The organism is Spirillospora sp. CA-108201, assembly GCF_050936235.1.
Lineage (GTDB): Bacteria > Actinomycetota > Actinomycetes > Streptosporangiales > Streptosporangiaceae > Spirillospora.
The window spans coordinates 7,107,710-7,126,029 of record NZ_JBNJNE010000001.1; the positions used below are offsets into that span (position 1 = coordinate 7,107,710).

Annotated in this window: 15 protein-coding genes; 7 read left to right on the top strand and 8 right to left on the bottom strand. The window is 72.5% G+C overall.

Going from position 1 to position 18,320, the window contains the following annotated elements; genetic code table 11:
* Window positions 1-37 precede the first annotated feature (37 nt).
* Both ACQEU6_RS34265 and ACQEU6_RS34270 read left to right on the top strand, forming a co-directional pair.
* The gene (locus tag ACQEU6_RS34265; protein ID WP_179845972.1) at window positions 38-949 is read left to right on the top strand and encodes an ABC transporter ATP-binding protein; all 912 of its coding nucleotides are present in this window, start codon (window positions 38-40) and stop codon (window positions 947-949) included.
* A complete protein-coding gene (locus tag ACQEU6_RS34270; RefSeq protein WP_499337494.1) occupies window positions 946-1,662 on the top strand; it encodes an ABC transporter permease in 717 nt (238 codons plus the stop codon). Before ACQEU6_RS34265 ends, ACQEU6_RS34270 begins: the two co-directional genes overlap by 4 nt.
* Here ACQEU6_RS34270 and ACQEU6_RS34275 read toward each other — a convergent pair.
* The 4 genes from ACQEU6_RS34275 to ACQEU6_RS34290 all read right to left on the bottom strand — a co-directional run bounded on the left by ACQEU6_RS34275 (window position 1,659) and on the right by ACQEU6_RS34290 (window position 7,952).
* Entirely contained in the window at window positions 1,659-2,285 is a 627-nt protein-coding gene (locus ACQEU6_RS34275; protein ID WP_499337496.1) for a response regulator, read from the bottom strand. The genes ACQEU6_RS34270 and ACQEU6_RS34275 overlap by 4 nt on opposite strands.
* A gap of 1 nt (window position 2,286) precedes the next feature.
* Window positions 2,287-3,456, bottom strand: a complete 1,170-nt coding sequence (locus tag ACQEU6_RS34280; RefSeq protein ID WP_499337498.1) for a sensor histidine kinase — start codon at window positions 3,454-3,456, stop codon at window positions 2,287-2,289.
* A gap of 5 nt (window positions 3,457-3,461) precedes the next feature.
* Window positions 3,462-5,630 (bottom strand): MMPL family transporter, encoded by a 2,169-nt coding sequence (locus tag ACQEU6_RS34285; protein ID WP_499337500.1) that lies wholly within the window; start codon window positions 5,628-5,630, stop codon window positions 3,462-3,464.
* A 105-nt stretch (window positions 5,631-5,735) separates the two neighbouring features.
* Window positions 5,736-7,952 (bottom strand): DUF4132 domain-containing protein, encoded by a 2,217-nt coding sequence (locus tag ACQEU6_RS34290; RefSeq protein ID WP_499337501.1) that lies wholly within the window; start codon window positions 7,950-7,952, stop codon window positions 5,736-5,738.
* A 162-nt stretch (window positions 7,953-8,114) separates the two neighbouring features.
* Between ACQEU6_RS34290 and ACQEU6_RS34295 the strand changes: the two genes are divergently transcribed.
* Window positions 8,115-9,485: an alkaline phosphatase PhoX gene (locus ACQEU6_RS34295; RefSeq protein ID WP_499337503.1), complete on the top strand. Its 1,371-nt coding sequence runs from the start codon at window positions 8,115-8,117 to the stop codon at window positions 9,483-9,485.
* 233 nt (window positions 9,486-9,718) lie between these two features.
* Here the strand turns inward: ACQEU6_RS34295 and coaA are convergent, their stop codons facing one another.
* Window positions 9,719-10,660 carry a type I pantothenate kinase gene (gene coaA, locus ACQEU6_RS34300; protein ID WP_499337504.1) on the bottom strand — a complete coding sequence of 314 codons (942 nt, stop codon included), beginning with the start codon at window positions 10,658-10,660 and terminating at the stop codon, window positions 9,719-9,721.
* A 122-nt stretch (window positions 10,661-10,782) separates the two neighbouring features.
* On the opposite strand from coaA, the gene glmS reads away from it, so the two are divergent.
* The 3 genes from glmS to ACQEU6_RS34315 all read left to right on the top strand — a co-directional run bounded on the left by glmS (window position 10,783) and on the right by ACQEU6_RS34315 (window position 14,646).
* Window positions 10,783-12,627 (top strand): glutamine--fructose-6-phosphate transaminase (isomerizing), encoded by a 1,845-nt coding sequence (glmS, locus tag ACQEU6_RS34305; protein ID WP_499337506.1) that lies wholly within the window; start codon window positions 10,783-10,785, stop codon window positions 12,625-12,627.
* Between the two features lie 97 nt (window positions 12,628-12,724).
* The gene (locus ACQEU6_RS34310) at window positions 12,725-13,669 is read left to right on the top strand and encodes an ABC transporter ATP-binding protein (RefSeq protein ID WP_499337508.1); all 945 of its coding nucleotides are present in this window, start codon (window positions 12,725-12,727) and stop codon (window positions 13,667-13,669) included.
* The gene (locus ACQEU6_RS34315; RefSeq protein WP_499337510.1) at window positions 13,666-14,646 is read left to right on the top strand and encodes an ABC transporter permease; all 981 of its coding nucleotides are present in this window, start codon (window positions 13,666-13,668) and stop codon (window positions 14,644-14,646) included. Before ACQEU6_RS34310 ends, ACQEU6_RS34315 begins: the two co-directional genes overlap by 4 nt.
* A 158-nt stretch (window positions 14,647-14,804) precedes the next feature.
* On the opposite strand, the gene ACQEU6_RS34320 is transcribed toward ACQEU6_RS34315, so the two are convergent.
* From ACQEU6_RS34320 to ACQEU6_RS34330, 3 genes are all read right to left on the bottom strand, one after another.
* Window positions 14,805-15,044, bottom strand: coding sequence for a DUF397 domain-containing protein (locus ACQEU6_RS34320; RefSeq protein WP_499337512.1), 240 nt, complete (start codon window positions 15,042-15,044; stop codon window positions 14,805-14,807).
* A 222-nt stretch (window positions 15,045-15,266) separates the two neighbouring features.
* Window positions 15,267-15,488, bottom strand: a complete 222-nt coding sequence (locus ACQEU6_RS34325) for a DUF397 domain-containing protein (protein WP_499337513.1) — start codon at window positions 15,486-15,488, stop codon at window positions 15,267-15,269.
* 39 nt (window positions 15,489-15,527) lie between these two features.
* Window positions 15,528-16,388 (bottom strand): helix-turn-helix domain-containing protein, encoded by an 861-nt coding sequence (locus ACQEU6_RS34330; RefSeq protein ID WP_499337514.1) that lies wholly within the window; start codon window positions 16,386-16,388, stop codon window positions 15,528-15,530.
* Window positions 16,389-16,613: 225 nt separating this feature from the next.
* Here ACQEU6_RS34330 and ACQEU6_RS34335 point away from each other — a divergent pair, with 225 nt between their 5' ends.
* A complete protein-coding gene (locus ACQEU6_RS34335) occupies window positions 16,614-18,095 on the top strand; it encodes an NAD(P)H-hydrate dehydratase (RefSeq protein WP_499337515.1) in 1,482 nt (493 codons plus the stop codon).
* Window positions 18,096-18,320 lie beyond the last annotated feature (225 nt).

Consider the following 18,320-nt stretch of genomic DNA (forward strand, 5'->3'; position numbering starts at 1 on the left):
GGGTGCGGGGGGTCGTCCCCCCGCGAAGGAGCACAGCATGAGTGAGTTGATACTGGAGAACGTGTCCCGGTGGTACGGGAACGTCGTCGCGGTCAACGGCGTGACGATGAAGGTCGGGCCGGGCGTCACCGGGCTCCTCGGCCCGAACGGGGCGGGCAAGTCGACGCTCATCCACATGATGGGCGGGTTCCTCGCGCCGTCGTCCGGCTCCGTCACGCTGGACGGGACGCCGATCTGGCGGAACCCGGGCGTCTACCGCAGCCTCGGGCTCGTGCCCGAGCGGGAGTCGGCGTACGACTTCCTCACCGGCGAGCAGTTCATCCTCGCGATGGCCAAGCTGCACAAGCTGCCCGATCCGCGCGCCGCCGCCCGCCGCGCCATCGGCCTGGTGGAGATGGACTACGCGGCCGGGCGCCCCATCGGCAACTACTCCAAGGGCATGAAGCAGCGCATCAAGATGGCGTCGGCGCTGGTGCACGACCCGCCCGTGCTGCTGCTGGACGAGCCGTTCAACGGCATGGACCCGCGGCAGCGGCTCCAGTTGATGGACCTCATCCAGCGGATGGCCGCCGAGGGCCGCACGATCCTGTTCTCCTCGCACATCCTGGAGGAGGTGGAGCGGCTCGCCAGCCACATCGAGGTGATCGTGGCGGGGCGGCACGCGGCGTCCGGCGACTTCCGCAAGATCCGGCGGCTGATGACCGACCGGCCGCACATCTTCCTCGTCCGCTCGTCCGACGACCGGCGGCTCGCCGCCGCCGTCATCGCCGACGGGTCGGCCCGCAGCGTCCAGCTCACCGACAAGGGGCTGCAGGTCGAGGCGGTCGACTTCCAGCGCTTCACCTGGCTGCTCCCGCAGGTCTCCCGGGACGCGGGCGTGCGCCTGTGGGAGGTCTCCCCGGCCGACGAGTCCCTCGAAAGCGTCTTCTCCTACCTGGTGGCCCGATGAATGGCACGATCGCGATGATCACGTTCCGGGCGATGCTCGGACGCAAGCGCGCGCTGCTCCTGCTGGGGCTGCCGCTGCTCCTGCTGGTGCTGGCGGCGGCGCTGAAGGCGACCGGCAACGACGACCTGGACATCTCGGCGGGCGTCCTGCAGAAGTTCGGCCTGGCGACGCTGCTGCCGCTGCTCGCGCTGATCGCCGGGACCGGAGTGATCGGCCCGGAGATCGACGACGGCCAGATCATGTACGTGCTGACCAAGCCGGTCCCGCGCGAGGTGATCGTGCTGACGAAGCTGGTCGTGGCGATCGTCCTGGTGACGGCGTTCGCGGCGGTGCCGACGCTGCTGGCGGGGCTGGTCCTCACGGGGACGACCGCGCAGCTGACGCCGGCGTTCGCGATCGGGGTGCTGATCGGCGGCGTCGTCTACAGCGCGGTGTTCGTCGCGCTGGCCGTCGCGAGCCGCAACGCCGTCACGATCGGCCTGCTGTACGCGCTGGTGTGGGAGTCGCTGCTCGGCAACTTCGCGCCGGGCGCCAAGTCGGCGTCCATCCAGCAGTGGTGCCTGTCGGTGACGGACGCGCTCACCGACGCGTCGCCGGTGAGGTCGACGGTCGACCTGCCCGTGGCGGTCGGGCTGCTGGTCGCGGTGACGCTCGTCGGGGCGTTCCTCGCCACCTTCCGGCTCCGCTCCCTGCCCGTCGCCAGCGCCGACTAGCGGGGCAGGAGGCCGCGGTCGAGGGCGACGACGACGGCGCGGGTGCGGTCGGCGACGTCGAGTTTCGCGAAGACGCGGAGCAGGTGCGTCTTGACCGTCGCCTCCGCGATGACGAGCCGCCGCCCGATCTCGGCGTTGGACAGGCCGTCGGCGACCGCCCGGAGCACCTCGATCTCCCGGGCGGTCAGCGCGACCGGTTCCGGGCGGCGCATCCGGGCGACGAGCTTCTCGGCCACGCGGGGCGCGAGGACGGTCTCGCCGCGCGCCGCCGAACGGATGGCGTCGACCAGCTGGTCGCGGGTGGTGTCCTTGAGCAGGTAGCCGACGGCCCCGGCCTCGATCGCGCGCTCGATCTCGGTGTCGGTGTCGTAGGTGGTGAGGACGAGGACGCGGGTCCCGAGGCGGCCGAGTTCGCCGGTGGCCGCGACGCCGTCCAGCACGGGCATCCGCAGGTCGAGCAGCGCGACGTCGGGCCGCAGCCGCTCGGCCAGGGCGATCGCCTCCCGGCCGTCGCCGGCCTCCCCGACGATCTCGATGCCGGGCTCGGCGGCCAGCAGCGCGACGACGCCCGCGCGCATGACCGTGTGGTCGTCCACCACGATGATCCTGAGTTTCGCGGTCATCTCACGTCCTCGCGGGGATCATGGCGAGGATGCGGGTGCCCTCGCCGGGGGAACTGGTCACGGTGAGCTCGCCGCCCAGTTCGGCGAGGCGGCGGCGCATGCCGTCGAGGCCGAAGCCGCGCGGTCCGGGGACCGCGAACCCGCGCCCGTCGTCGGTGATCTCCAGCTCGACGCCGTGCGGACCCCGTTCGAGCAGGACGCCGACCGTGGACGCGGCGGCGTGCTTGCGGACGTTGGCGAGCGACTCCTGCGTGCAGCGCAGCAGCGCGATCCGGGTCGTCTGGTCGCATTCGACGTCGGGCAGCTCGGCGTGGACGGTGAGCCCGGTGTCCTCGGCGAACCGGTCGAGGGTGCGGCGCAGGGTCCGGGTGATCGACGCGGGGGCGACGCTGCCCTGCGACGCCGCGCCGACGAGGACGCGCGCCTCCGCGAGGTTCTCCCGCGCCGTCTGCTCGATCGACGTGAGCTGGCGGCCGCTGCGGTCCGGGTCGGAGCGCAGGCCGTCCCGGGCCGCCTCCGCCAGGACGACGATGGACGCCAGCCCCTGCGCGAGCGTGTCGTGGATCTCGCGGGCGATCCGTTCGCGCTCGTCGGCGGCGCCCTGCCGGCGCTGCGCCTCGGCGAGGCGGCGCTCGGCGTCGGCCAGGCCGGCCTCAAGGAGCCGGGCCCGCTCGTCGTGCTGCCCGACCACCCGGTTCATCCACAGCCCGAGCAGGACCCCGGCCGCGTACCCGACGAGCGCGGCGATCGAGTTGCCGCTGAGCGGCTCCCCGTCCGGGGCGTGCCGGACGGCGCCGCCGGCGACCGCGGCCGCGGCGCCGGCGCCGCTGAGCAGCACCGCGCGCCGCGGGCTGCCCGCGAAAATCCAGAAGTGCGGGAGGGACGCGATGAGCAGGGACGCGGCGCCGCCCATCAGGAAGGAGACGGCGCCGATCCCCGCGGCCAGCACGCCGAGGAACGTGTACCGGCGGACCACGGGGTTCCCGGGGAACGTCTCCGTGACCGGGTAGCAGAGCCCGAGAACGGACAGCAGCACCAGCGTCGGGGCCCTGGTGGAGTCCGGCTCGTCCGCCACGGCCAGGGCGGACGGGACCAGTCCGAACAGGATCCAGGCGGCGGCGTACCACCTGCGGAGCGCCCGCACCTGGGGACGTTCACCGGGCTGCACCATGCCGGTCAGCCTATGTTCTGCGGCACGGGCCCGGTCACGCCGTCCGGCGTCCTGCCGGGGCCGCGCCGGTTCCGCCGGCCGGGCCACCAGCACCGGTCGCCGAGCAGCAGCATCAGCGCGGGCAGGACCGTGACGCGGATGACGGCGGCGTCGAGCAGCACCGCGACCGCCAGCGCGAAGCCCATCTGCTTCAGCTCCATGATGTGGACGGTGGCGAAGCCGGCGAACACCGTGACCATGACGAACGCGGCACTGGTCACCACGCTCGCCGAGCCGCCGACCCCGTCCAGCACCGCCTGCCGGGTCGAGGCGCCGCGCAGCGCCGCCTCCCGGACGCGGCTGATCACGAACACCTGGTAGTCCATCGACAGCCCGAACAGGATCACCAGCAGGAAGAGCGGGACGCGGGAGCCGACCGAGCCGGTGGAGGTGAAGCCGAGCGCCCCCTCCGCCCAGGTCCCCTGGAAGACGAGGGTGAGCAGGCCGAGCGAGGCGCCGGCCGACAGCAGGTTCAGCACCACGCCGATCAGCCCGAGGACCACCGAGCGGAACGCCCACACGGTCATCGCGAACGTCACCAGCAGCAGCGCCCCGACGACGAACGGCAGCTTGCCCTCCTGGTGCTCGGGATAGTCGGCGTAGCGGGCCACGTCCCCGGTCACGGCGGTCTCCACGCCGAGCCTCCCGACGGTCTGCGGGACGTACTCGCCGCGCACCCGCTCCAGCGAGCGCCGCGCCGCGTCGGTGCTCACGTGGTGCGGCACCGCGAGTTCGAGCAGGCTGATCCGCCCGTCCGGCGAGGTGCGCAGCTCGGACGTCCCGGCGAGCAGGGGGTCGCTCCCGGCGCGTTCCGCCAGGGCGCGCAGGGACGCGGTCACCTCGTCCGCGCGTCCGGCGGGGGCCCTGACGACGACCTGGTGCATGGCCTTCAGCTCCGGGAACGCCGCGTTCAGCCGGTCGTAGGTCCGCATCGCCGGGATCTCGCGCGGGTGGCTGTCGCGGCCCATGTCGGTGAGGTCGATGCTCAGCAGCGGCGCGGTCAGGGCCAGCATCGCCGTCACGGCCACGGCCAGCGTCACGGCCGGGCGCCGCCCGGTGGCGCGCAGCATCGCCCGGGTGATCCGCCCGCCGCCCGTCCGCGGCGGCTTCGGCGCCCGGCCGCGCCGGACGGCCCGCCGCTCCGCCCACCCGCCGAGCTTGGCCAGCACCGCCGGCAGCACGGTCAGCGAGCTGACGACCGCGATCAGCGTGACGACGATCGCCGCGGTCGCGATCGAGGAGAAGATCACGTCGTCGGCCAGGTAGAGGGTCGCGCTGGACGCGGCGACCGCCAGCCCGGACACCACCACCGCGCGGCCCGACGTCGCCGCGGCGGTCTCCACGGCCGCCCGCGCGTCCAGCCGGCCGCCCGAGCGGGCCCGCTCCTCCCGCTCCCGCTTGAGGTAGAAGAGGGTGTAGTCGACGCCCACCGCCATGCCGATCAGCAGGATCACGCTGGCGCCGACCCCGGCGTCCGGGAAGACGTGCGAGGCGAGCATCGACAGGCCGATCGCCGCGACGATCGAGGTCAGCGCGAGCACCACCGGCACGACCGCCACCGCGAACGAGCCGAACACCAGCAGCAGGGTGACCAGCGTGATCGGCAACGCGATCATCTCGGTGCGGGCGAGGTCGTCGTCGCGCAGCTCCCCGACGCCCTTGCTGATGGACGGGCCGCCCGTCTCCTCGACCCGCACGCCGGGGTGCGCGGCCCGGACCGCGGCGGTCTCGGCCCGCAGCGGCTCGACGTGCTCCTTGCCCTGGAGTTCGGAGCCCTTCAGCGTCACGTCGACGCGGACCGCCGACCCGTCCCTGGACCGCACGGGCGCGGACACCGACGCGACCTCGGGCAGCCGCCCCATCCGCGCGGCGGCGTCCCGCGCCGCCGCGTCGGCGGCCGCGCCCCCGCCGGTGACCAGCACGCGCTCGACGGGCCTCTGCTGGAGCCCGCCCTCGGCGGCGATCGCCTCCCCCCGTCCGGCCTCGCCGATCCGGAAGTCCTCGGTCGTGGCCGCGTGCCCGCCCGCGGCGACGCCGATGCCGAGGCACAGGACCACGAACAGCAGCCAGGCCGCCATGCCGCGCCAGGGGTGCCCGGCGCTCCACCGGGCCATGCGTACGAGTAGATCCGTCATACCGGAAATGCTGGCCGCGGGGCCCCGGTGCGCATGAGCCTCGACCGGTGGAACCTTCCGTCCACCGATCGGTGGACGGAGGCGCCGGTCCGCCGGCGGGTCGGGTCAGGAGGTGACGCGGGTCAGCTCGGCGAGCATCTCGGACGCGGTGACCGGGTCGAGCGCGCCGAACGGATGCGCCTTCCCGGAGTAGCGGCCGGTCATCAGCATGACGCGCTCGATCGTCTGCTCCGCGAACTCCTCGGGGTCCAGGACGCGGATGCCGGGCTCGATCGCGACCATCACGTGCCGGCCGTCCGGGGTGAACAGGTTGACCTGGCGGCGGAACCCGCCGGTCTCCTTGTCGCCGAGCTCCCAGCCCCGGGACGTCATGCCCATGAACCTGCCGAAATGCGCGGTGGCCCCCTCGAAGCGGGTCAGCCGGGTGGCGTCGCGCTCGCCGTCCTCCAGCTCGTGGACGGGGCGTCCGAGCTGCGGGAACGGCTGGAGGATCTCGTAGTCGCCGAAGACCGAGGCCCAGGCCGCCACGGTGTCCTTCCCGAGCAGGACCGGGTGCGTCAGCGTCACGCGTGCCTCCTGCGGGAGGACGTACCCGTCGTCGTGGACGTCGGCGAGCGTGCCGTCCTCGGCGACCCGGAACGCGGCGCCGTCCGCCGACCACACCAGGCGGCGCGCGATGTGCCGCATCAGCGGGTGCCCCGCGAAGACCGAGCGGAACTCCCCGGGCGTCCAGGAGCGCCCGGCCGCCATCGCCTTCTCCAGCCGCTTGATCTGGTCGGCGGCGACCGCCCGGGCCTCCTTCCTGAGGTCGGCGAACCGCTGGTGGGCGAGCGGCGCGAGCTTCTCGTCGTCCTTGACGCCCGGCTTCGGCAGCGTCTTGCGGGGCTTGCCGTCCCCGTCGGTCACGTAGGGCTTGAGCTGCTCGTCGAAGCCGACGACGAAGCGGCGCGGGCCGTAGTCGAGCGTCATCGAGCCTTCGGCGTCCAGGCCGAGGTCGGGGACGAGCAGGTCCGCGAGCTGCTCGGGGGCCAGCCCGCGATCGCGGGCGGCGGCGTTCAACCGGCCCTGCGCGCGGGGGCGCAGGTGCTTGGCGTCGGCGCCCCGGCGGGCGATGCGGTCCAGAAGGCGGAGCCTGTCGTCGGCGGGCATGTCGATCGCCATGAGGACGTCGATCGCCGTCCAGCCCTTGAACGTCCAGGTGTAGTAGTTGTCCCAGCGCACCATGCGGTCGGCCAGCCGGGCGGCCGTCGCGGCGTCGCCGAGGCGCCGGAGGGCGTACTGCACGCCCTGCGACGCCCACAGCCCGCTGCCCCGGTCGTGGACGTCGAGAGCCGAGACGAACGCGGCCAGGGAGCCCGGGTCGCACAGCTCGATGACCTGCTCGCACCCCGGGTACGGGTCCTGCGGAGTGGAGATGAGCAGCATCGTCACGAAATGCCGGGTGGCCTTCAGTGGCAGCGCCCGCTCGCGGCCGCGCAGCAGGACCCGCGGGAGCTTGGCGATGGTCTCCTCGTCCCATTCCGGCAGATCGTCGGGGTACTGGTCCAGCGGGTCGGTGCGCAGCGACTCGATCGCCGCGACCGCCTCCTCGCCGTGTTCCCGCGCCGCGTCCACGAGGCAGCCGCTGCCGTGCCCGCGGGCGATCAGCATGAGGCCCTGCTCGGCCTTCGTGCGCTTGGGGCCGGGCTTGCGCAGCGCCTCCGGGACGACGAACGGGGCCGCGCCGGCGCCGTGCCAGGTGAACCAGAGCCGCGCGGCCTCGTCGACCCGGCCGAGCGCCGCGATCATGATCTGCGCCGTGGCGTCGTCCAGGAACGGGACGAGCGCCGCCGAGCAGGAGACGTGCCCCTTCACCGCGCGGAGCAGCAGCCGGTGGGCGGCGAGGCCGCGGCGGGCGGCGAAGTGCTTCAGCGGGACCACGTAGACGTAGCTGTCCCAGTCGCCGTGGTAGCGCTCGTCGGCGAGGAGCTCTTCGGCCAGGTCGTCGGGGCCCCGCATCACCAGCCAGTAGTACCCGCGGCCGCGGTCCCCGCCCCGCGGGTCGCTCAGCGCGTCGCCGCTGCGGAACCGCTCGGCCAGCTCCTTCCAGTCGGGCTCCTCGGAGTACGGCTCGTACGCCTTGGGGAACATGTGGGGAGTTTTCAGCCACTCGTCCCGCAGTCCGGTCGGCCAGGACTCCACCGTGGGCGTTTTCGGTCGTTTCAGGCCCTTCAGGACGACCGGCCCGGCGCTCGCGGGCGCCCGGCGCGTCCACGGCGGTTCGACGAGCAGGCGGGGCAGAGCGCTCTCGGGGGCGTCCTCGACGCTGGGGGTGTCGGTCATCGCTCCAGTTTCGCGACAGGCACGGACAGTATCGATCGATCTTCAGACGCATCGCCGTGGCCTGCGGTTCGCCCTGCTCGGGGCCGGTGCGGTTCACATTCGATGTGACGCGTGTTACAACGGGCGAGAGGATCTTGTAACGATCCATCAGGGAGTGTGCTCATGTCAGTTTCGCGACGCCGGCTCCTCGCCAGGACGGGTGCGGTGGGGGCGGGGATCGCCTTCTCCGGATCCGTGGAGCAGCTGTTCGCCGGAAGCGCGTCCGCCGCCCCGACCGGCCGCCACGACGGTTACGGGCCCCTCGTGCCCGACCCGAAGGGGCTGCTGGACCTGCCCCGCGGCTTCCGCTACACCGTCCTGTCCCGCGAGGGCGACCCGCTGCGCTCGGGAGAGGGGCCGGTGCCGAGCCACTGCGACGGGATGGCGGCCTTCCCCGGGCGCCGGAACCGCACATGGCTCGTCCGCAACCACGAGAACCGGCCGGACGCCGCCCACCGCGTGCCGGCGGTCGAGGACGTCACCTACGACCCGGGCGGCCTCGGCGGCTGCACCGCGCTGGAGGTCGACGCGGCCGGGCGCGTGCACACCGAGCGCGTCGCCATCGCCGGGACGGCCGTCAACTGCGCCGGCGGCCCCACCCCGTGGCACACGTGGCTGACCTGCGAGGAGACCGAGGACAGGGCGGGCACCGGGAACTACACCAGGGACCACGGCTTCATCTTCGAGGTCGACCCGTACGACCAGGGCCGCACCGTCCCCGAGCCGCTGACCGCGATGGGGCGGTTCCAGCACGAGGCCGTCGCCGTCGACCCGCGCGACGGCACCGTCTACGAGACCGAGGACGCCTTCGAGAAGCCGTTCGGACTGTTCTACCGGTTCCAGCCGAAGCGGCCGCGCGGCGGTTTCGGGAGCCTGCGGGCCGGCGGGCGGCTTGAGGCCCTGTGCGTCCCCGGCGTCCCGGACCTGTCGGTCGTGCAGGAGCCCGGCACCGTGTTCGACCACGTCGAGTGGAAGAAGGTGCCCGACCCGCTCGCGGCGCAGACGCCGATCCGCTTCCAGGACTTCGGGTCCGGCGGCGTCACCCACGCCCAGAAGCTGGAGGGCTGCTACTGGGGCGGCGACCGCGTCTACTTCGTGTCGAGCTTCGCGAAGACGAAGGACGGGTCCCGGGCCGACCACTTCGGGCAGGTGTGGTCCTACGAGCCGCGCCACCGCCGGCTCACCCTCGTCATCGTGTTCGGCCCGGACACCGACGTCGAGAAGCCCGGCGAGTCGCCCGACAACATCTGCCTGGCGCCGCAGGGCGGCCTGATGGTGTGCGAGGACGGCAACGGAGCCCAGCACGTCTTCGGCGTCTCCCGCCGCCGCACCGTCTACCCGATGGCCCGCAACCGCCAGAACATCGGCACCGAAACCGCCCCCGAATGGGGCGAGTTCGCCGGAGTCACGTTCTCCCCCGACGAGCGCACGATGTACGTCAACGTCTACACCCCGGGAACCACGTTCGCCGTAACAGGCCCCTGGACCCGCTGACCGCCTAGCCCACGGATGAGAACCCGTGGCCGCCGACCCCGGCCACCACCGCAACCACGCAACAACCTGGGGGCCGCGATCGCGTCCGAAGGCAGATTCGAGCGAAGCAAGAATCTGATCGCGCAGCGAGCCTCAAGGCGAGCCGGAGCGATGCCAGCGATCGCACGCGGTGCCCGACGATGGAGGGCCGCCAAGGCCCGAAGGAGGAGAGCACTGCAATAAACACAGAGGAATCAGATCCGACGGAGTCGGATCCTTTGAACACTGTGTTCCTTGTCCTTGTGCAGGACGAGGGTGGCTCGGGGGCGGGTCGGGAGGATGTTGGAGACGAGGTTGATCTCGTTGACGTCCCGCCAGACGCGCTGGGCGAACGCGGCGGTCTCGTCCTCGTCGAGTTCGCGGGCGTACTTGTGGAAGTAGGAGCGCGGGTCGGTGAAGGCGGTGCGGCGCAGCGCGAAGAGCCGGTCGATGTACCACTGCCGGATGTCCTCGACCCGCGCATCCACATAGATGGAGAAGTCGAAGAAGTCGGATACGCCCAGCCCGCCGGGCGGGGGCGCCTGGAGCACGTTCAGGCCCTCGACGATCAGGATGTCGGGGCGCCGGACGGTCTGCGCCGCGCCCGGGACGATGTCGTACTCCAGGTGCGAGTACAACGGGATCGACGCCTCCGCCGCGCCCGACTTGATCGCCGACACGAACCGGACGAGGGCGCGGCGGTCGTAGGACTCGGGGAACCCCTTGCGGTCCATGATCCCGCGCTCGGCCAGGACGGCGTTCGGGTGCAGGAAGCTGTCGGTCGTGACCAGCTCCACGCTCGGGTGCTCCGGCCAGCGCGCGAGCAGCGTGCGCAGCAGCCGGGACGTGGTGGACTTGCCCACCGCGACGCTGCCCGCCACGCCGAGGATGAACGGGGTGGGCCGCACCTCGCCGCCGAGGAAGCCGCTGACGGTGTCGCGCAGCCGCCCGTCCGACAGGAAGAACAGGTTGAGCAGCCGGGACAGCGGCAGGTACACCTCCTCGACCTCGGTGATGTCGATCGGGTCGCGCAGGCCGCGCAGGGCGTCCAGCTCACCGGGCGTGAGCGGGAGCGGGGTGTTCTCGCGCAGGCGGCGCCAGGCCTCACGGGAGAGTTCCACGTAGGGGCTCGGCACGCTGTCCCATCCGCTCGTCATGGCTGAACACTAACCGGGCCGCGTTCCGGTCACCGGGTTTCCACCGGTCGTCCACGCTAGCGTCATGCTTGGACGGCCCTCGCAGGTAGGTCCGGTGGGCCGCACCGAATAGAGTTGCCGCCATGTGCGGAATCGTGGGGTACGTAGGCGGCCGTTCCGCCCTCGACGTGGTCGTCGACGGGCTGGCGCGGCTGGAGTACCGCGGCTACGACTCGGCCGGAGTGGCCGTGCTGGCCGACGGGAAGCTGGCGACGGCCAAGCGCGCGGGCAAGCTGGTGAACCTGCGCGGAGCCCTGGAGGAGGAGCCCCCGCCCACCGGGACGCTCGGGATGGGGCACACGCGCTGGGCGACGCACGGTGCGCCGAACGACCGCAACGCCCACCCGCACGTCGACTGCACCGGCTCCGTCGCGGTGATCCACAACGGCATCATCGAGAACTTCGCGGAGCTGCGGGCGGAGCTGGAGGAGGGCGGGCACGGGCTCGGCTCCGACACCGACACCGAGGCCGTCGCCCACCTGCTGGAGGACGAGCTGAAGGGCGGCGGCGACCTCGCCGACGCCATGCGCCGCGTCTGCGGCCGGCTGGAGGGCGCGTTCACGCTGGTCGCGACGCACACCGGCTCGCCGGGCCTGGTCGTCGGGGCGCGCCGCAACTCCCCGCTGGTCGTCGGCGTCGGCGACGGCGAGAACTTCCTCGCCAGCGACGTGGCCGCCTTCATCGAGCACACCCGGGACGCGATCGAGCTCGGCCAGGACCAGATCGTCGAGCTGCGCGCCGAGGGCGTGCGGGTCACCGACTTCGACGGGCACCCCGCCGAGGTGAAGGAGTACCACGTCGACTGGGACGTGTCCGCTGCGGAAAAGGGCGGCTACGACTACTTCATGCTCAAGGAGATCGCCGAGCAGCCGCGCGCCGTCGCCGACACGCTGCTCGGCCGGATCGGCGCCGACGGGCGCCTGCACCTGGACGAGATGCGCATCCCGGACCGGGAGCTGCGCGAGGTCGACAAGATCATCATCGTGGCGTGCGGGACGTCCTTCCACGCCGGGCTGATCGCCAAGTACGCGATCGAGCACTGGGCGGGGCTGCCCTGCGAGGTCGAGCTGGCCAGCGAGTTCCGCTACCGCGACCCGATCCTGTCCCCGACGACGCTGGTCATCGCGATCTCCCAGTCGGGCGAGACGATGGACGCGCTGATGGCCGTCCGGCACGCCCGCGAGCAAAAGGCCAAACTGCTCGGCATCTGCAACGTCAACGGCTCCACGCTGCCCCGCGAGTGCGACGGCGTCCTCTACACGCACGCCGGGCCGGAGATCGCGGTCGCGTCCACCAAGGCGTTCCTCACCCAGCTCGTCGCCGTCTACCTCATCGCCCTCTACATCGCGCAGGTGCGCGGCACCAAGTGGGGCGACGAGGTCTTCGCCATGGTCCAGCTCCTCGAACGGATGCCGGAGAAGGTGGAGAAGGTCCTGGAGACCATGGAGCCGGTGCGGGAGCTGGCCCGCTCGCTGGCCGGCGAGCGGTGCGTGCTCTTCCTCGGCCGCCACGTGGGCTTCCCGGTCGCCCTGGAGGGCGCGCTCAAGCTCAAGGAACTGGCGTACATGCACGCCGAGGGCTTCGCCGCCGGCGAGCTGAAGCACGGCCCGATCGCGCTGATCGAGAAGGACCTGCCCGTCGTGGTCGTCGTGCCGCCGCGGGCGCGGGACGTCCTGCACGACAAGATCGTGTCGAACATCCAGGAGATCCGGGCCCGCGGCGCCCGGACGATCGTGATCGCCGAGGAGGGCGACGCGTCGGTCGAGCCGTACGCGGACACGCTGATCAGCGTCCCGGCCGTCCCGACGCTGCTCCAGCCGCTGGTCACGACCGTCCCGCTGCAGGTCTTCGCGTGCGAGCTGGCCACCGCCAAGGGGCACGACGTCGACCAGCCCCGCAACCTCGCCAAGTCCGTCACCGTCGAATAGCCGCCGGTCCGGGCGAACCGCCCGAAATGAAGTGAACCCTTCGGCGGCGGGCCGCGTCCCATCGGAATCGGGACCGGCCCGGTGGCGGAGGTGACGGGTGGCAGGAGACGGCGGCCTCGCGATCGAGGCGCGCGGGGTGGGGCGGCGCTTCGGGCTGGTGGAGGCGCTGCGCGGCCTCGACATCACCGTCCCGTACGGGCAGGTCACGGCGCTCGTCGGGGCCAACGGGGCGGGCAAGACGACCCTGCTGCTGATCCTGGCGACCCTGCTCGCGCCCGACGCGGGCACGGTGCGGATCGCGGGGCACGACGCGCTCGCCCACCCCGCGCGGGCCCGCGAGGCGCTCGGCTGGATGCCGGACACGTTCGGCGTCTACGACCAGCTCACGGTGGACGAGTACCTGGCGTTCTTCGCCGACGCCTACGGGCTGTCCAAGCAGGAGCGGCCGCGCCGGATCAGGGCGCTGCTCAGCCTCGTCCACCTGGAGGACCGGCTCGGGCAGCCCGTCCACGCCCTCTCGCGCGGGCAGAAGCAGCGGCTGGGGATGGCGCGGGCCCTCGTGCACCGGCCGCGCGTCCTGCTGCTGGACGAGCCCGCGTCCGGACTCGACCCGCGCTCCCGCATCGAACTGCGCGACCTGCTGCGCTCCCTCGCCGCCGACGGGGTGGCGGTGCTCGTGTCGAGCCACATCCTCAGCGAGCTGGAGGAGATCGCCGACCGGGTCGTCCTGGTCGACCGCGGACGGACGGCCGGGGACCACGCGATGGCGGAGATCGCCGGCGCGTCCGCGCGGGTCCGGTGGCGGATCCGCGCGCTCGACCCCGCGTCGCTGGCCGCGGCGCTGGACCGCGAGCCGGACGGGCCGCCGTGGGCGCCGGCGGCCGACGCGGCGGGAGGCGCCGAGGTCGGGCCGCTGACCGAGGGCGAGGCGGCCGCGCTGCTGGGCCGGCTCGTCACCGCCGGCGTGCCCGTCAGCGGCCTGGCGCCTGCCGGCAGCGCGCTCGAATCGGCCTACCTGGCGATGACCGAGGACCGGAGGTGAGCGCCGTGACCCTGCGCGGGATCGGCCTGGTGGCGCGGCAGGAGAGCAGGACGCGGCTGCGGACCGGCCGCTGGAAGATCCTCCTGGCGGTCTGGTTCCTGATCGTCAACGGGCTCGGGCTGCTGTTCCGGCTGGCGCTGGAGTACGGCGACACCTCCTCCTACGGCGAGCCCGGCGTCCCCATGTTCGGCGGGGTCCTGCTCGGGGTGCTGGTGCTGACGCTGCTGGTCACCCCGGCGCTCGGCGGCCAGTCGGTCAACGGGGACCGGGAGCGCGGGACGCTCGCGACGCTGCAGGTCACCCGGCTCACCCCGGGCGAGATCGCGCTCGGCAAGCTCGCCGCCGCCTGGGGGACCGGACTGGTCACCCTCCTCCTGACGCTGCCGAGCCTGCTGCTGCCGGTCGCCGAGGGCGCCATCGGCGCGGGCCGGGCCCTCGTCGTCCTGCTCGTGACGGCGCTGATGATCGGCGTGGTCTGCGCGGTCTCGCAGGCCTGGTCGGCGGTGCTGGCCCGCAGCGTCACCTCGATCCTGCTGTCCTACCTGACCGTGTTCGGCCTGCTGGTGGGGACGCCGCTGCTGTTCACGCTGGCGGTCCCGCTCACGTCCGAGCACGTCGACGGCTCCTACGGCGGGTACGAGGAGGACCACACCGAGCGGGTCTGGTGGCTGCTGGCCCCGAACCCGGTCGTCGCGCTCGCCGACGCGGCGCCGCGCCTGCCCGAGCGCCGGATCGTCGTCGGCGACCAGGTGATCACCCGCTCGGCGTCGTCGGACCCGCTCGGGCAGATCAGCCGCGGCGTGCGCGGGCTCCGCGAGGGGGACGACGGCTACGAGCCGCACCGCCGGGGCGGGCCCGCGGTGTGGCCGTGGGGGCTGGCCTTCGATCTGGCTCTCGCGGGAGGCGCCGTGGTGATCACGACCTCCCGCCTGCGCACGCCTCTTCACCGGGTTCCCCGGGGCGTTCGCGTGGCGTGAGCGGGCTCACAATGCGATCGGCTTCTGGGAAATGCGATCAGCGGGAGCGGGGGCGGCGGAAAATCATGTGGCATATCATGCGGCGGCGCGTATCCGCTCCCGCTGGACGCAATTCTCCGGCCGGTTGGAATTCTCTCCGGCGGTGCAAGTTGCAGTGACTATTTCAGCGGGTGGTCGAAACGGCCGTCTTTGGCCTCCTCCGTGAACCTGCGCCATTCGTCGGACCGGAACGACAGGATCGTCGAGGTGTCCTCGGTGTCGCGCACGGATATGGCGTCCCCGCCACCTCCCGCGACCTCGACGCAGCCGTTGCTGGCGCCGCATCGAGCGCTCTTTCTCCATCGGGCGGGCGGTGTCCCCTGGAAACTCATTCCGGCTCCCTGCATCGAAAGTTGCATTGCCCGCGGCTGCGCTGCCGGTGCTCAAGCACACGGTAACAAGATCGCAAAAAACGCCTGATCACGTCCGGGTGGCGCGGTACCCGTGTGACAGGCGTGCCGAGGTAGTTGCAGAGTTCCGGATGGGGCGGCGACGAGCCGGGTCAGCGGTGGACCCGGCCCGTGCGGCGTGGCCCCGCGCCGCGCTGGGCGGACGGGGCCGGACGGCGCGTCGGCGCCGGGTCAGCAGCCCAGGTCGAAATCACCCTTCTTGGCTCGTTTGAGAAATTCCCGCCATTCCGCCTGGGAGAATGACAGAACCGGACTCTGCGTGCCGTGCTTGGCGTCGCGTGCCCCGATGAAACGGGATGAATCGACCAGTGTGGCGATCTCGACGCAGGTGTTGCTCGCCCCGCAGTAGGCGCTTTTCCTCCATTGTGGAACAGGAGAGGCGAAAGGGGACACTTGGTGCCTTTCACAAGAATTGAGCCCCTTGGGGGACCGTCACCACGCCTCTTTGACCTCGGCTATGCGCCGCCGCGATTCCGCGGCGTCCAGCGCCTGCCGGGACAGGCTCGAATAAGCGAGCCGGTACATATAGGTGACGGCTTCATCCCCGAAGTGGCTGATCGTCAGTGATTCCGTATGAACGATATCAGGGAAGATGATGTCGTGCACCGAAGAGAATTCTAGAAGGATAAACGATTCAGCCAACACCGAGTGTGCTATGTCCAAGGGCAAGATCTGTACGTTCACGTTCGGCCGCTCGGTCATCTGGTACAGATGTTCGAGCTGCTCCCGCATGACCTTGTGATCGCCGATGCGGCGCCGCAGAACCGCCTCGTCGATAATCGCCGACAGTTCCAGCGGAGTGGACCCGTCCAGCAGTTCGCGCCGCCGCATTCGCACGTCCAGTCGGCGTTCGAGTTCCTGCGGGGGCAGGGTGGCCAGGTCACTCCACCCGCCGATCACATTTCGGGCGTAGCTCTGCGACTGCAGCAGCCCGGGAATGACCGTGCTGCCCCATTCCCTGGCCGCGGTGGCCTCGGACTCCAGCGCGATGAAGTCGGCGAGCTGGCTCGGGAGGTCGCGGTAGTCCTCCCACCAGCCCCGCTGGGCGGCGTCGTGCGCCAGGGCGATCAGGTCGTCGTGCCGCGCGGCGTCGATCTCGTACAGATCGAGCAGCCGCCGCACGTCGCCGATCTTCGCGCCGGTCCGCGCGTTCTCGATCCGGCTGACCTTGGCTGTGGACCAGGCGAGCCGCTCGGCGACCTCGTCTCCGGTCAGACCCCTGCTCTCGCGCAGCCTCCGGAGCTCGGCGGCCAGCCGCCGCTGGCGGACGGAGGGACCTCGGGAAGTGCTCATTGCTCGGGCCTCTCCAGTCCCGGCGGACTGATCTGGGCGCATTCTGCCGCACCGGGGGGTCGCGGCGCGAATACATCGGACCGGTGGACCAAGATTCTACGGCTGATGATTCTTTTACGCACATGACACCGAAACTTGCGGTGCAAGTTGTGATCACCTCTGCCGGAGGTTGCGGACGGTCCCCACGTGGCACTCTAAGTGTGTGATCGACTTGGGGAGCCGCGGATGAGGTACGCGCACGAGGTCGGCAAGGTCCGGGCGGCCGAGCGCGCCCTCATGGCCCGCCTCCCGGACGGCGCCCTGATGCAGCGCGCCGCCGCCGGGCTGGCCTCCGTCTGCGCGCGCGTCCTGCCCGCCGTCTACGGGGCCCGCGTCGTGCTGCTGGTCGGCGGGGGCGACAACGGCGGCGACGCCCTGTACGCCGGGGCCCGCCTCGCCCGCCGCGGCGCCCGCGTCCGGGTCGTCCAGGCCGGGTCCGCGATCCACCAGGCCGGGCTGGCCGACCTGCGCGCCGCCGGCGGCGGCCTGCTGGACGCCGGCGCCGAGGCCGCGATCGCCGAGGCCGACCTGATCATCGACGGCCTGACCGGCATCGGCGGCAGCGGGGGGCTCCGCGAGCCCCACGCCCGGTACGCCGCGCTCGCCTCCGAGTCCGCGGGCCTCGTCGTCGCCTGCGACGTCCCGAGCGGCGTGGACGCGAGCACCGGGCGCGTCGAGGGCGCGGCCGTCCACGCCGACGTCACCGTCACCTTCGGCACGCACAAGCCGGGCCTGCTCATCGACCCCGGCGCGTCCCACTGCGGCGTGGTCGAGCTGGTCGACATCGGGCTCGGCCCCGACCTGCCCGACCCCGACGTCGTCGCGGCCCGGCCCGCCGACATCGCCCCGCCCGAGGCGCACCCCGAGTCCGACAAGTACCGCCGCGGCGTCGTCGGCATCCTCGCCGGCGGCGACCGGTTCACCGGCGCGGCCGTCCTCAGCACCGGAGGCGCGGTCCGCGGCGGCGCCGGAATGGTCCGCTTCGCCTCGGTGGCCCGCCCGGTCGAACTCGTCCGCCAACGCTGGCCCGAAGTGGTCACCACGGTCGTCGAGCCGGGCCGCCACGACGCGAGGGTCCTGGAGCGCATCGGCCGGGTGCAGGCCTGGGTCGCCGGCCCCGGCCTCGGCACCGGCGACGCCGCCGAGTCGCTGCTGGAGGCCGTCCTCACCACCGACCTGCCCGTGCTGGTCGACGCCGACGGCCTCACCGTCCTGGCCCGCCGCCGCGACCTGCTGCGCCGCGCCGCCCCGACCGTCCTCACCCCGCACGCGGGCGAGCTGTCCCGCCTCATCTCCGCCGGCCGCGAGGACATCGAGGCCGGCCGCCTCGACCACGTCCGCCGCGCCGCCGCCGAACTCTCCGCGACCGTCCTGCTCAAGGGCTCCACGACCCTGGTCGCCGAGCAGGACCGCCCCGTCCGCGTCAACCCGACCGGCACCCCGCGCCTCGCCACCGCCGGCACGGGCGACGTCCTGTCCGGCCTGATCGGCGCCCTCCTCGCCGGCGGGATGCCCGCCCTGGACGCGGCCGCCGCCGGCGCCTACCTCCACGGCCTCGCCGCCCGCCTGGCCTCGGCCCCCACCCCCGGTCCCGAGGCCCCCATCAACCCCCAGGACGTGACCGAAGCCCTCCCCGAAGCCTTCAGAACTGTGTCTTTCCAGGGGTAGCGACCCCTGGACCCCCGTTACGACGCAGGCGATCCTCACGCCGCCGTTGCGGTCGGTCGTGCCTGTGACGGCCGACGTGGCGTCGTCGGCGTGCCGCGGAGTGACGCTCTCGTGGGCCGTGGGGTGGGGGTTGAACTCGCAGTCGGGCAATCGCGTCTCATAGGACATGGGAGGCGCCCGGGGGGCGCCTGTGAGGGGGCGTTCTGGCCGTGACCTGGGGGATGA